This window comes from Bacillus lumedeiriae, assembly GCF_044891285.1.
In the GTDB taxonomy this organism is placed as follows: domain Bacteria; phylum Bacillota; class Bacilli; order Bacillales; family Domibacillaceae; genus Pseudobacillus; species Pseudobacillus lumedeiriae.
This window is the reverse complement of record NZ_JAUIYO010000001.1, coordinates 530807-544578: the sequence shown is the minus strand read 5'-3', so window position 1 is coordinate 544578 and position 13772 is coordinate 530807. Positions and strand designations below refer to the sequence as shown.

14 protein-coding genes and 1 other annotated feature are annotated in these 13772 nt (G+C 43.1%); of the genes, 13 read left to right on the top strand and 1 reads right to left on the bottom strand.

Annotated elements, in window-relative coordinates; translation table 11 throughout:
* Window positions 1-107: 107 nt before the first annotated feature.
* The 8 genes from speD to rplT all read left to right on the top strand — a co-directional run bounded on the left by speD (window position 108) and on the right by rplT (window position 7225).
* Entirely contained in the window at window positions 108-485 is a 378-nt protein-coding gene (speD, locus tag QYG89_RS02830; RefSeq protein WP_404314314.1) for an adenosylmethionine decarboxylase, read from the top strand.
* 146 nt (window positions 486-631) lie between these two features.
* Window positions 632-1090: a transcriptional regulator NrdR gene (gene nrdR / locus QYG89_RS02825; protein ID WP_404314312.1), complete on the top strand. Its 459-nt coding sequence runs from the start codon at window positions 632-634 to the stop codon at window positions 1088-1090.
* A 62-nt stretch (window positions 1091-1152) separates the two neighbouring features.
* Complete coding sequence (locus QYG89_RS02820; RefSeq protein ID WP_404314310.1) at window positions 1153-2565, top strand: replication initiation and membrane attachment family protein; 1413 nt, start codon at window positions 1153-1155, stop codon at window positions 2563-2565.
* Window positions 2552-3484 carry a primosomal protein DnaI gene (gene dnaI, locus QYG89_RS02815; RefSeq protein WP_404314308.1) on the top strand — a complete coding sequence of 311 codons (933 nt, stop codon included), beginning with the start codon at window positions 2552-2554 and terminating at the stop codon, window positions 3482-3484. Before QYG89_RS02820 ends, dnaI begins: the two co-directional genes overlap by 14 nt.
* Before the next feature lie 342 nt (window positions 3485-3826).
* Window positions 3827-5767: a threonine--tRNA ligase gene (gene thrS, locus QYG89_RS02810; protein WP_404314306.1), complete on the top strand. Its 1941-nt coding sequence runs from the start codon at window positions 3827-3829 to the stop codon at window positions 5765-5767.
* Between the two features lie 121 nt (window positions 5768-5888).
* Window positions 5889-6019: a sequence feature (ribosomal protein L20 leader region), on the top strand.
* Between the two features lie 72 nt (window positions 6020-6091).
* Window positions 6092-6610: a translation initiation factor IF-3 gene (gene infC / locus QYG89_RS02805; RefSeq protein ID WP_404314630.1), complete on the top strand. Its 519-nt coding sequence runs from the start codon at window positions 6092-6094 to the stop codon at window positions 6608-6610.
* Between the two features lie 22 nt (window positions 6611-6632).
* Complete coding sequence (rpmI, locus tag QYG89_RS02800) at window positions 6633-6833, top strand: 50S ribosomal protein L35 (protein ID WP_041097707.1); 201 nt, start codon at window positions 6633-6635, stop codon at window positions 6831-6833.
* A gap of 32 nt (window positions 6834-6865) precedes the next feature.
* The gene (rplT, locus tag QYG89_RS02795; protein WP_404314303.1) at window positions 6866-7225 is read left to right on the top strand and encodes a 50S ribosomal protein L20; all 360 of its coding nucleotides are present in this window, start codon (window positions 6866-6868) and stop codon (window positions 7223-7225) included.
* Between the two features lie 73 nt (window positions 7226-7298).
* Here rplT and QYG89_RS02790 read toward each other — a convergent pair whose 3' ends face one another.
* Window positions 7299-7514 (bottom strand): hypothetical protein, encoded by a 216-nt coding sequence (locus QYG89_RS02790; protein ID WP_404314301.1) that lies wholly within the window; start codon window positions 7512-7514, stop codon window positions 7299-7301.
* Window positions 7515-7743: 229 nt separating this feature from the next.
* Between QYG89_RS02790 and QYG89_RS02785 the strand changes: the two genes are divergently transcribed.
* The 5 genes from QYG89_RS02785 to cysI all read left to right on the top strand — a co-directional run bounded on the left by QYG89_RS02785 (window position 7744) and on the right by cysI (window position 13656).
* On the top strand, window positions 7744-7986 hold the full coding sequence (locus tag QYG89_RS02785) for a DUF1294 domain-containing protein (protein ID WP_404314628.1): 243 nt from the start codon (window positions 7744-7746) through the stop codon (window positions 7984-7986).
* Between the two features lie 17 nt (window positions 7987-8003).
* Complete coding sequence (locus QYG89_RS02780) at window positions 8004-8492, top strand: dUTP diphosphatase (RefSeq protein WP_404314299.1); 489 nt, start codon at window positions 8004-8006, stop codon at window positions 8490-8492.
* Window positions 8493-8571: 79 nt separating this feature from the next.
* Window positions 8572-9657 carry a M42 family metallopeptidase gene (locus QYG89_RS02775; RefSeq protein WP_404314297.1) on the top strand — a complete coding sequence of 362 codons (1086 nt, stop codon included), beginning with the start codon at window positions 8572-8574 and terminating at the stop codon, window positions 9655-9657.
* Between the two features lie 392 nt (window positions 9658-10049).
* Window positions 10050-11900, top strand: coding sequence for an assimilatory sulfite reductase (NADPH) flavoprotein subunit (locus tag QYG89_RS02770; protein WP_404314295.1), 1851 nt, complete (start codon window positions 10050-10052; stop codon window positions 11898-11900).
* A gap of 31 nt (window positions 11901-11931) precedes the next feature.
* Entirely contained in the window at window positions 11932-13656 is a 1725-nt protein-coding gene (gene cysI / locus QYG89_RS02765) for an assimilatory sulfite reductase (NADPH) hemoprotein subunit (RefSeq protein WP_404314626.1), read from the top strand.
* Window positions 13657-13772: the final 116 nt, after the last annotated feature.

Genomic DNA, 13772 nt, shown 5'->3' with positions numbered 1-13772 from the left:
AAATAGCTGCTTAAAGGGTTAGGACCTCTTCGGACTAACTTTCCCCCGTGGCGGTTATCACTTTTACAACGAATCTTCTAAAAAATTGTAAAAGGGGGAAACGATCTTTGGATACTATGGGTCGTCACGTCATCGCAGAACTATGGGGCTGCAATCTTGAGAAATTAAATGATATGGAAACAATTGAACAGATTTTTGTGGATGCTGCATTAAAGTCAGGTGCTGAAATTCGCGAGGTGGCTTTTCATAAATTTGCCCCTCAAGGTGTAAGTGGAGTCGTCATCATTTCTGAATCGCATTTAACTATTCATAGCTTTCCAGAACACGGCTACGCAAGCATTGATGTATATACTTGCGGAGACCTTGATCCGAATATTGCAGCCAATTACATCGCAGAGGCACTAGAGGCAGAGATACAGGAAAAGATGGAAATGCCTCGAGGAATGGGCCCTGTTCAAGTAAAACAAAAAGCAAGTGTGTTATAAAAAAGGTGTATGCGATGAGCATACACTTTTTTGATTTAGACAAAGTCTAGTTAGATTCCCTTAGGCATTAAATCTATCATGGTCTTGTGCATTTGGCTTCTTTTTAATATGATGAAAGTAGCGAATTTAGAATCGGGGTTGATATAATGAAATGTCCGGCTTGTGAACATAACGGCACCCGGGTCATCGATTCAAGACCTGTGGACGAAGCGCGTTCGATCCGCCGCCGCCGGGAGTGTGAATCGTGTGCCTACCGGTTTACCACTTTCGAAAAAGTGGAAGACTTGCCGTTGATTGTTGTGAAGAAAGAAGGTACGCGGGAAGAATTTAACCGTGAAAAGCTTTTGCGAGGGCTGATTAAAGCATGTGAAAAGCGTCCGGTTTCCCTCGAACAGCTGGAGAAGTTGACAATGGATGTGGAAAAAGACATACGAAGCCAGGGGGTTTCAGAAATCCAATCGGAAAAAGTTGGAGAAATGATTATGGACCGGCTGGCAGCGATAGATGAAGTAGCTTACGTTCGTTTTGCTTCTGTATACCGCCAATTTAAAGATATTAATGTGTTTTTGGACGAGTTAAAGGAATTAATAAAAAAAGAAGAATAGTAAGCTGGAGGAAACGACCGTTCTCTAGCTTTTTTTTATCATTGAAAGGTTAGATGGGTGATATGAAAAGACATTGGAACGAAATTCAGCCGGTAGATGAGTACATAGCCTGTCTTAGCGGAACACTTCATGAAACGGATCGGCGCATTTTAACATTTTTGTATCAGCCGCTGCTCGGAACGACTTGCTTTAGTTTGTATATGACGCTTTGGGGAGAGGTGGAAGAAAATCGACTTCGTGCCCAAGCGGCAAATCATTACCATTTAATGAATGTTCTTGATAAAAATCTTCAGGAGATTTATGAAGCGCGTCTAAAGCTTGAAGCGCTTGGATTATTAAAAACATTCGTAAGAAAAAACAATGACTTGCGTGAATTTGTTTATGAGCTGCAGCCGCCTCTCACGCCGCAGCAGTTTTTTAACGATGGCATGCTTAATGTGTTTCTGTATCGTAAAATTGGCCGGTCCCACTTTTTAAGGCTGAAAGAATTTTTCACGGATGACACTACGTATACAGTCGAACACGTAGACATTACGAAAGATTTTCAAGAGGTATTTTCTGCCGGCACGCCGCCGCTTGACCGTGATATGTTGGAAGACAGCCTGCTTTCGAAAGATAAGATGTTTGTGTCTAAATCAAAGGGAAAAGGCATTCCTCTCAAAGTCGATCAATTTGACTTTAGTTTATTGGAAAGTTCCCTTCAGGGAGCGATGATACCAAAATCCGCACTGACACCGTTTGTAAAAGAAATGATTGTGAAGCTGGCTCATCTTTACGGTATTACACCGCTTGAAATGAAAAATTTACTGCTGACGGCTGTTGATGAGAAGGACGAGATTGATGTAGACGTGCTGCGTAAATCGGCTCGTGATTGGTATCAGCTGGAAAAGGATGAAAAGCTGCCTGAACTTGTTCACTTAGTCCAGCCGGCGGCGCTGCGTACGATTCAAAGCGAACCGGCCTCTAAAGAAGAAGAACTGATTCAATATTTAGAAACGATATCTCCGCGGCAGCTGTTAATTGATATTTCGGGCAGTATGCCGTCGAGTTCAGATATGCAAGTGATTGAGGGGATCCTTTTTCAATATAAACTGCCGGCAGGTGTCACGAATGTACTTATCCAATACGTGATGCTGAAAACCGACATGAAGCTGACGAAAAAATATATCGAAAAAATCGCATCACACTGGGCGCGCAAAAAGGTAAAGACCGTGAAAGATGCGATGGAGCTTGCAAAAAATGAGCACCGTCAATATGCAGAGTGGGCTAAAAGTAAAGGAAAGCCGAAACAAAAAGTGACCCGTACAGAAAAGCTTCCTGACTGGTTTTATGAAGAAGGGAAAGAAAAAGAAAACGGAAAAGGTCCTTCTCCAGCTGCTGATCAGGAACTAGAAGCGAAAAGACAGGCGCTTGCGGAAAAAATCAAGAACAGGCGCTTGAAAAGGCAGGTGACAAACAGCGATGAAGAGAATTGATGAAACGCTAAATAAATTGACGCGTTCTCCCGATTTTAAAGCCCGTTATGAAAAGACACGCCAAGAAATTTTAAATGATCCGGCTGTCCGTCACTTTTTGCGTGAACACGAAGGTCAAATAACATCGGACATTCTTGATAAATATTTAATGAAGCTGTATGAGTATAAAACCCAAAGCTTCTCTTGTGAAAAATGCCCGAGCCTTCGTGAGTGTATTAACGTCATGAAAGGTTTTGAACCGAAGCTCGTTTGGCGCCGCGGCAGCATCGATATTGATTATCATCGCTGCTCGCGTAAAATTCGAGATGATGAACAAAGAAAGAACGAAAAGCTAATCAACAGCATTTATGTGCCGAAAGATATTTTGAATGCTGATTTTTCCAATCTTGATTTAGGAGATCTCGGCCGGCTGAGGGCGATCGAATTGGCCCAGCAGTTTACAGAAATATATTCGAAAGATCAATCGACGAAGGGATTGTTTATTTACGGTCCATTCGGTGTTGGGAAATCATATTTGTTAGGCGCTGTAGCGAATGAACTGGCGGACATGAATGTCCCTTCCCTCATCGTGTACTTTCCAGAGTTTGTTCGGGAGATGAAGCAGTCATTCAATGATCAGTCGATGAACTCGAAGCTTGAGGCTGTCAAAAAAGCACGGATACTGATGATTGACGATATTGGCGCAGAAGCCATGTCCAGTTGGATGCGTGATGATATTCTCGGAACAATTTTGCAGTTTAGAATGCTTGAAGGACTGCCGACGTTCTTTACTTCCAACTTTAGTTATGATGAGCTTGAGCATCATTTAACGTATTCCCAGCGTGGAGAAAAAGAAGAGCTGAAAGCGAAGCGTGTCATGGAACGGATCAAATTTTTGACGGTGCCTGTCGAAATGAAAGGAGCTAACCGTCGAAAATAGGAGAGAATCCTATTGATTTTCAGAGGAGTAAAGAATATAATACGGACATACAAATAAATAACAAGACAAGTTTTGATAAGGACATGGGTACTTTTTTACGGTTTCCAGAGAGGGAGAGCCAGGCTGAAACTTTCCTAACACGGAGAATGTACTTACCGCCTTTGAACTTCGGCTGTGAACGCAGTAATGCTAGTAATGGACCGACGGCAGCAGCCGTTATCTGATCTGGAGATTTCAACGATGTTTGTTGAAAAGTAGGGTGGAATCGCGATGTAAACCTCGTCCCTTCATTTTGAAGGGGCGGGGTTTTTTATTTTTTCAAAAAAGTAAGGAGTGTTTATTATGTCTGAAATGCTGAATATTACATTTCCTGACGGGTCCGTCAAGGAGTTTTCAAAAGGAACATCAACAGAGGAAATTGCCCAATCTATCAGCCCGGGCTTAAAGAAGAAAGCACTTGCTGGAAAAGTAGGTGGCCAGCTGCTTGATTTACGCACACCCATTCAAGAAAGCGGCAGCTTGGAAATCGTTACACCAGACCATGAAGATGCGCTTGAAATTATACGTCACAGCACGGCTCACTTAATGGCTCAAGCGATTAAACGCCTGTATGGCAAAGATAATGTGAAATTGGGCGTCGGTCCAGTGATTGAAGGCGGCTTCTATTATGATATTGATCTTGATGAGTCGATCACACCGGAAGATTTACCGAAAATCGAAAAGGAAATGAAAAAAATTATCGGTGAAAACTTGGAAATTGTTCGCAAGGAAGTAAGCCGTAATGAAGCGAAAGAGCTGTATGAAAACATTGGTGATGAATATAAAATTGAGCTGATTAGTGCGATTCCAGAAGAGGAAACAGTCACTATTTATGAGCAGGGCGAATTTTTTGATTTGTGCCGCGGTGTCCATGTACCTTCAACAAATAAAATTAAAGAATTCAAGCTGTTAAGTATTGCGGGTGCTTATTGGCGTGGAAATAGTGATAACAAAATGCTTCAGCGTATTTACGGGACAGCCTTTTTCAAAAAAGAAGAACTTGAAAGCCATTTGAAAATGCTGGAAGAAGCGAAAGAGCGTGATCACCGGAAAATCGGGAAAGAGCTTGATCTGTTCATGAACTCACAAAAAGTTGGCCAAGGGCTGCCGATGTGGCTGCCAAAAGGCGCGACAATTCGCCGCATCGTTGAGCGCTACATCGTTGATAAAGAAGAAAGTCTTGGATATGATCACGTATACACACCGGTAATGGGAAGTGTCGATTTGTATAAAACGAGCGGCCACTGGGATCATTATCAAGAGAATATGTTCCCAGTTATGGACATGGACAATGAACAGCTCGTTCTGCGCCCGATGAACTGTCCGCACCACATGATGATTTATAAAAACAGCATTCATTCTTACCGCGAACTGCCGATCCGTATTGCTGAGCTTGGCACAATGCACCGCTATGAAATGTCAGGGGCGCTTTCAGGATTACAGCGCGTGCGCGGTATGACATTGAACGATGCGCATATTTTCGTTCGTCCAGATCAAATTAAAGAAGAATTCAAACGTGTTGTCCGTTTGGTTCTTGAAGTATATAAAGACTTTGATTTGAAGGATTACTCATTCCGTTTATCTTATCGTGATCCAGCGGACACGGAGAAGTATTATGATGATGACGAAATGTGGAATAAGGCGCAAAGTATGTTGAAAGAAGCGATGGATGAACTAGGTTTAGATTATTATGAAGCCGAAGGAGAAGCAGCGTTCTACGGACCGAAGCTTGACGTACAAGTGAAAACAGCGCTCGGTAAAGGAGAAACGCTGTCTACAGTCCAGTTGGATTTCTTACTTCCGGAAAAGTTTGAATTAACTTATGTCGGTGAAGACGGCAAGCAGCATCGCCCAGTCGTTATTCATCGCGGGGTTGTTTCGACAATGGAGCGCTTCGTTGCCTTCTTAATTGAAGAGTATAAAGGAGCATTTCCAACTTGGCTCGCACCAGTCCAAGTACAAGTGATTCCGGTTTCTGCGGATGTTCACTTTGACTATGCAAAAGAAGTGCAGGAGAAACTGCGCTCAGCGGGCATCCGCGTGGAACTGGACAGCCGTGACGAGAAAATTGGCTACAAAATCCGTGAAGCGCAAATGCAGAAGACACCATATATGCTCGTTGTTGGTGATAAAGAAATCGAAACAAATTCTGTCAATGTCCGTAAATACGGTGAACAAAAATCAGAAACAATGGCGTTCGCTGATTTCCTTGAGTCAATCAAAAAAGAAGTGAAAAAAGCATAACTTTTGAAAAAGGTGTTGCCTAATTCAAGAGACTTTGTTAGAATTGTTTTTGTTGAAGTGCTTTTGATGAATTGACGAAGAACGCTAGTTATGGTATATTACTAAGGTGAACTGAATACACATTAATAAGCAGGAGCACCCGCTTCTCACCTGATTGACGCACCAGCAGTTGGCAGGTTTGATATAACAATAAATAGCTGATTTATGCTGTTTAATGCGGGTATGCACTCATACCCGCATTTTTTATTGCCTAAAAACAATGCTGGTTGTCAATGTGTGTTCTGGGATAGAAACGTTTATTCTCAAAAACCTTGGAGGTGGCTCATTATTAGCAAAGATATGTTTGTAAACGAGGGGATTCGCTCCCGTGAAGTTCGTTTGATCGACCAAAATGGAGAGCAGCTTGGAGTCAAGTCAAAGAACGAAGCACTCGAAATCGCTGGACGAGTTAATCTTGATCTTGTGCTTGTTGCACCAAACGCGAAACCGCCAGTTGCCCGTATTATGGACTACGGCAAATTCAAGTTTGAACAGCAGAAGAAAGACAAAGAAGCTCGCAAAAACCAAAAAATTATCAACTTGAAAGAAGTGCGCCTCAGCCCAACAATTGAGGAACATGATTTCAATACAAAACTGCGCAACGCGATCAAGTTCTTGGAAAAAGGGGACAAAGTGAAAGCTTCTATCCGCTTTAAGGGACGTGCGATTACTCATAAAGAGATCGGACAACGTGTACTTGACCGTTTTGCTGAAGCTTGTCAAGAAGTAGCTACTGTCGAAACCAAACCAAAAATGGATGGACGCAGTATGTTCTTAGTGTTAGCACCTAAAAACGAAAAGTAATCAGTTTGAGGAGGAAGAAAAAATGCCAAAAATGAAAACTCACCGCGGCTCAGCGAAACGTTTCAAAAAAACAGGTTCTGGTAAGCTGAAACGTTCTCACGGCTACACTAGCCACTTATTTGCCAACAAATCTACAAAACAAAAACGCAAGCTTCGCAAAGGAACGCTTGTATCTAAAGGCGATTTCAAACGCATTCGCCACATGTTAGACAATCTTAAGTAAGACTAGCACTCATATTCTAGGAGGGAAATATTATGCCACGCGTAAAAGGCGGAACAGTAACTCGCAGACGTCGTAAAAAAGTTCTTAAATTAGCAAAAGGTTTTTTCGGTGCTAAACACCGTTTATATAAAGTAGCCAACCAGCAGGTTATGAAATCCCTGCAATACGCTTACCGTGATCGTCGTCAGAAAAAACGCGACTTCCGTAAGCTTTGGATTACACGTATTAACGCAGCTGCTCGCATGAACGGTCTTTCTTACAGCCGTTTAATGCACGGCTTGAAGCTTGCAGGTATCGAAGTGAACCGTAAAATGCTTGCTGACCTAGCTGTTAGCGATCTACAAGCGTTTAACCAATTAGCAGAAGCTGCTAAAGCTCAGCTTAATAAATAAGAACGACTTCAAAATCAGACCCGCTTTTAGCGGGTCTGATTTTTTTGAATCAAGGTGTCAGACTTTTATGGGATCATTCGTACTTCTCTCCGTCAAAGAAATGCTGAAACTTCTCCATTTCCGGATCTTTTTTTAATTTGGTTATTTGATAAGGGCTTTCTGATTGCTTGAGATCGATACGAATACCCAATTGGGCCGTACCTTGCGGATCAGAAATAACGCCTTCATGTTTCCCGTCAAAATGAGGGCTGCTATCGCCGGAATGTATGCTTCTCGTTTCTCTTGCCACTAGGTTTTCACCTGCTTCCATTAAGATCAATTATATTCTTCTCTGGTGTCCGGCTCTTTATACGGAAGCCGCCTCAGGAGATATGTGCGTAATTTATGAAAAGAAGTTTGCTATTCATGATAAAAGCTGTGATTCATGAAAAGTTTCCTGCAACTTAAAAAAGACCGGCTGAATCACCGCTTTATCTGTGCTTTTTTGCTAAAATAACAGAGAGGTGAGCCCGTTGTTGATGTATTTTGTATTGATTAACATGATCAGCTATATTGTTATGGGAAATGATAAAAGGAAAGCGAAGCGAGGCGCATGGCGGACACGTGAACGTACACTTTGGCTGTTAGCGTTTATAGGCGGAGCGGTGGGCGGCTGGATTGCGATGCAGGCACACCGTCATAAAACTAAACATGCTGCTTTTAAATATGGCATGCCAGTTTTAGCTATTGTTGATCTTAGCCTGCTTGCTTATTTTTCATAAAGAAGGGAGAAAATAACGTGAACTTATCTAAGTTGTTCCACATGCAAAAGGCCCTAGATGAATACATTGAAGCAGAGCATGACCTGCAAAATGTGGATTTGTTTGATAAAAAAATACTCGCTTTACTCGTTGAATTGGGTGAACTGGCTAATGAGACGCGCTGTTTTAAATTTTGGAGCTTGAAAAAGCCAAGTGAGCGTACAGTCATTTTAGAGGAGTTCGTAGATGGGGTGCATTTTATTTTGTCGCTTGGCTTGACACTTTCTTTAGAGACAGAAGCATCGGTGACTGAGGAGGAGCCTGCTGATTCAATAACGGAACAGTTTCTTCGTATACATGAAGCTGCTCATTTATTTAAGCAGGACAAATCAGCAGAGACATATGACCGATTACTTAATGGTTACTTTGCGCTTGGCCGTCTGCTCAGCTTTTCAGCAGAAGAAGTGGAAAAAGCATATGTTGCTAAAAATGAAGTCAATTACGAACGTCAGAAGCAAGGTTATTAGAGGAGAATTTTTGCGTGTTCCTTAAAAAGTACGTATACTGAAAGCAGATACATATTTTTTACATAGGAGGGATTTTTTTATGGCTAAAATGGACGAAACTTTAACGATGCTGAAAGAGTTAACAGATGCTAAAGGAATTGCTGGGAATGAGCGTGAAGTCCGTAACGTTATGAAAAAATATATAGAGCCGTTTGCGGATGAAGTAACGACCGACAATTTAGGCAGTTTGATCGCTAAACAAACGGGGGATGCGAATGGGCCGAAAGTGATGGTTGCCGGCCACTTAGATGAAGTCGGCTTCATGATTACTCAAATTGACGACAAAGGTTTCCTTCGCTTTCAAACGGTCGGCGGCTGGTGGAGCCAGGTAATGCTCGCTCAGCGCGTGACGATTGTGACGAGAAAAGGTGACCTCACAGGTGTTATTGGCTCCAAGCCGCCGCATATTTTATCGGCGGAAGCACGTAAAAAGCCAGTTGATATTAAAGATATGTTTATCGATATCGGCGCATCTAGTAAGGAAGAAGCTGAGGAGTGGGGAGTTCGGCCGGGAGATATGGTTGTGCCTTACTTTGAATTCACGGTCATGAATAATGAGAAAATGCTGCTCGCTAAAGCATGGGACAATCGTATTGGCTGTGCAATTGCCATCGATGTTATGAAATATGTCAAAGGCAAGCAGCATAAAAACATCGTATATGGTGTTGGAACGGTACAAGAAGAAGTCGGACTGCGCGGGGCGAAAACATCGGCGCAGGCTATTCAGCCGGACATTGCCTTTGGGGTGGACGTCGGTATCGCCGGTGACACGCCAGGTGTATCCAGCAAAGAAGCAATGAGTAAAATGGGCGGCGGTCCGCAAATTATTTTATATGATGCATCGATGGTTTCCCATAAAGGATTGCGCGATTTTGTGACAGATGTGGCGGATGAATTAAATATACCTTATCAATTTGATGCAATGGCCGGCGGAGGTACAGATTCAGGAGCCATCCATGTGACAGCGGGCGGTGTGCCAAGCTTATCAATTACGATCGCTACACGCTATATCCATTCACATGCTGCTATGCTTCACCGCGATGACTACGAAAATGCCGTCAAACTGATTGGCGAAGTTATTTTAAGGTTAGATCGTGACACTGTTAATAAGATTAAATTTGATTGATGAAAACAGCTGCCCTAAAAGCGAAGATCTTCGCTTTTAGGGCAGCTTTTATTTTAAAAGATAGTATGGATGGATAAATGTTCGGCTCGCCGCTGTGTAATTTTAACGCTTGACACGATGACTGTAAGGGACGTTAAAAGTGATAAAACCTACTTGACATATAGGGATAATAAATATATCATAAAACATAATCATTGAGACGCTGTTTTAGCAGATGAACTGCCTTGCGTTTTCTGCATCATTGTATCTTTACATGAAGGGAGAGGAATAGAAAAGGAAGCCAACTGGACCTTATTCCTTTCACGTTTTTTTGTTATGGTGACAAATGAAACGATGAATTCTATGAAAGTATAATGATGGATTATTTATATTTCTTTGTGAGGTGGATAACGTTGCAACTTCAAGTAATAAACAGTCCTTTTAGCCAGGAGCAAACAGAGCTCCTCAATCGTCTTCTATCAACGCTGACGGATTCACAAAAAATGTGGCTGAGCGGTTATCTTGCTGCTCCGCAAAACGTTTCCTCTGCAAGTGGAGCAGGAGCTGCTTTGCAAGGGTTATCGGAGGCTGGCCTGCTTTCTCAACATACTGCTCAATCCTTGACTAAGGAAGTGACGGTTCTTTTTGGATCACAGACTGGCACGGCCCAAGGAATTGCGGCGAATGTATCGGAAAAGTTAAAAGAACGCGGCTTTCAAGTCACGCTTTCTGCAATGAACGAATTCAAGCCTAATAACATCAAGAAGGTTCAGAATCTTCTGATCGTGGTTAGTACGCACGGAGAGGGAGAACCGCCGGATAATGCTATAGCTTTTCATGAATTCCTTCATGGCAGAAGAGCTCCGAAATTAGAAGATTTAAAGTTCTCCGTTCTATCCTTAGGAGACAGTTCCTATGAATTCTTCTGCCAGACTGGCAAGGAGTTTGACAAACGGCTGGAAGAGCTGGGCGGTCAACGGCTTTATACGCGTTTTGACTGCGATTTAGATTATGAAGATCCTGCTGCAGAATGGCTGGAAGGTGTTCTCAATAATTTGGGTGAGACGAAGGAGCAGGTGAATGCTGCCGCTGCCGCTTTAGTATCCGTTGGAACGGGGGCATTGACTGATCAGCAGAAGTATTCCAGAACCAATCCTTTTAAAGCAGAAGTGTTTGAGAATATTAATCTGAATGGCCGCGGATCGAATAAAGAGACGAGACATCTTGAACTCTCTCTTGAAGGTTCTGGTTTGGAGTTTGAACCAGGGGACAGCTTAGGCATTTATCCTGAGAATGATCCTACATTAGTAGATATGTTGATTTGGGAAATGGGCTGGAACCCTGATGAACATGTTCCAGTGAATAAGCAAGGGGAAGAGCGTTCATTGCGGGATGCGCTCATTTCAAACTACGAGATTACTGTGCTGACTAAGCCTTTATTGGAGAAGGCGGCAGAGCTTTTCTTGAGTGATGAGCTGCAAGGTCTTGTATCATCAGGAAATGGAGAAAAACTGCGAGAATATATGGAAGGGCGCGATCTTTTGGATCTCGTTCGGGACTTTGCTTTAAAGGGAATACCAGCGCATACATTCCTGTCTGTTCTTCGGAAAATGCCTGCCCGTCTTTACTCGATTGCGAGCAGTTTAAAAGCGAATCCAGATGAAGTGCATCTTACGATTGGAACGGTAAGATACGATGCTCACGGGCGCGGCCGTAATGGAGTATGCTCTGTACAATGCGCAGAACGAATTCAGTCAGGCGACTATTTGCCGATTTTTATCCAGCATAATCAGAACTTTAAGCTTCCTGCTAATCCTGACACACCAATTATTATGATTGGACCTGGTACTGGAGCAGCACCGTTCAGATCATTCCTTCAAGAACGAGAAGAAGTGGCGGCTCAAGGGAAATCGTGGCTGTTCTTCGGTGACCAGCACTTTGTTACCGATTTTCTTTACCAGACAGAATGGCAGAAGTGGCTGAAAAAAGGTGTGCTGACAAAAATGGACGTTGCTTTTTCACGTGATACGGAGGAAAAGGTATATGTTCAGCATCGCATGCTTGAGAAGGGCAGAGAATTGTATCAGTGGCTGGAAGAAGGAGCAATTGTCTATATTTGCGGCGATGAGAAACATATGGCACATGACGTACATGAAACGCTGATACAAATTATTGAACAAGAAGGCGGCAAAAGCAGGGAACAAGCGGAAGCATACCTTGCTGACATGCAGCAGCAGAAACGTTATCAGCGCGATGTATATTAAGCAATACAGATAGAAAGGAGTTACGAAAATGATTAAAGAGAAATTACTACAGGCACCAGAAGGCCCTCCAAGTGATGTGGAGAGGATCAAAAGCGAGAGCAATTACTTGCGGGGCACCCTTGCGGAAACAATGATTGAACCGTTGACTGCAGGGATATCTGATGATGATAACCGATTAATGAAATTCCATGGCAGCTACTTGCAGGACGACAGGGATTTGAGAAATGAACGTGAGCGGCAGAAGCTTGAACCAGCCTATCAATTCATGGTGCGGGTGCGTGCTCCCGGCGGTGTAGCTACACCGGAACAATGGCTCGTCATGGATGACATTGCCCATAAATACGGCAACGGAACGCTGAAGCTGACGACTCGCCAGGCGTTTCAAATGCATGGAATTTTAAAATGGAACATGAAAAAGAGCATTCAAGAAATTAATGCGTCTTTAATGGATACTTTAGCTGCCTGCGGTGACGTGAACAGGAATGTTATGTGTAATCCCAATCCGTACCAGTCGGAAATCCATGCAGAAGTGTACGAATGGTCTAAAGAACTGAGCGATTATCTTTCGCCGCGTACGAGAGCTTATCACGAGATTTGGCTTGATGAGGAAAAAGTAGCAGGTACTCCTGAAACGGAGGAAGAAGTGGAACCGATGTATGGCCCGCTTTATTTGCCTAGAAAGTTCAAAATCGGCATCGCTGTTCCTCCTTCTAACGATGTAGACGTCTTTTCTCAAGATCTAGGCTTCATCGCAATTATAGAAGAAGGAAAGCTGCAAGGGTTTAACGTAGCGATCGGCGGAGGCATGGGAATGACCCATGGGGATAAAAATACATATCCTCAAGTAGCCCGGGTGATCGGTTTCTGTACGCCGGATCAGATTCTAGATGTCGCGGAAAAAGTTATTACGATTCAACGTGATTATGGCGACCGTTCTGTCCGAAAATATGCCCGCTTTAAGTATACAGTTGACAGACTAGGATTGGATGTCGTTAAACAAGAATTGCACAATCGATTAGGATGGGAGCTGGAAGAAGAACGGCCTTATCATTTCGATCATAATGGTGACCGCTATGGCTGGGTAGAAGGAAGCAATGGCCATTGGCATTTTACTTTATTTATTCAAAACGGCCGCGTGACCGATTTGGAGAATTATCCGCTTATGACGGGTTTAAGAGAAATTGCTAAGATCCATACTGGGGATTTCCGTCTCAGCCCGAATCAAAATCTTGTGATTGCGAATGTAACGAGTGAGAAAAAGAATGAAATCGTTGGGTTGATTGAGAAGTACGGATTGACGGACGGTAAGCAACATTCCGCATTACGCAGAAATTCACTGGCTTGTGTGGCTCTTCCAACTTGCGGACTGGCTATGGCTGAAGCGGAGCGTTATCTGCCAGTTCTAATAGATAAGATTGAGGAGATCGTGGAAGAAAACGGCCTGAACGAAGAGGAGATCACTATTCGTATGACGGGATGCCCGAATGGATGTGCCCGTCCAGCCCTGGCGGAAATCGCGTTTATTGGCAAATCTCCAGGAAAGTACAATATGTATTTAGGAGCGGGCTTTTCCGGTGACCGTTTAAGCAAGATTTACAAAGAGAATATCGGAGAAGAAGAGATTTTGGACACACTTCGTCCAATTCTTTCCCGGTACGCAAAAGAGCGGCAAGAAGGTGAACGTTTCGGTGATTTTGTCATCCGTGCCGGCTACGTTAAAGAAGTTCATTCTGGGCTCGATTTTCATGATGAATAGAAGAAACATATCATATTATATAAACCTCTAAAAAAGTAGCAGGGACCGATTTCCGGTTCCCTGCTTTTTTGTGTGCAATATAAGGTGCCACTGCTTGTAGGTTAACTGGTACAATA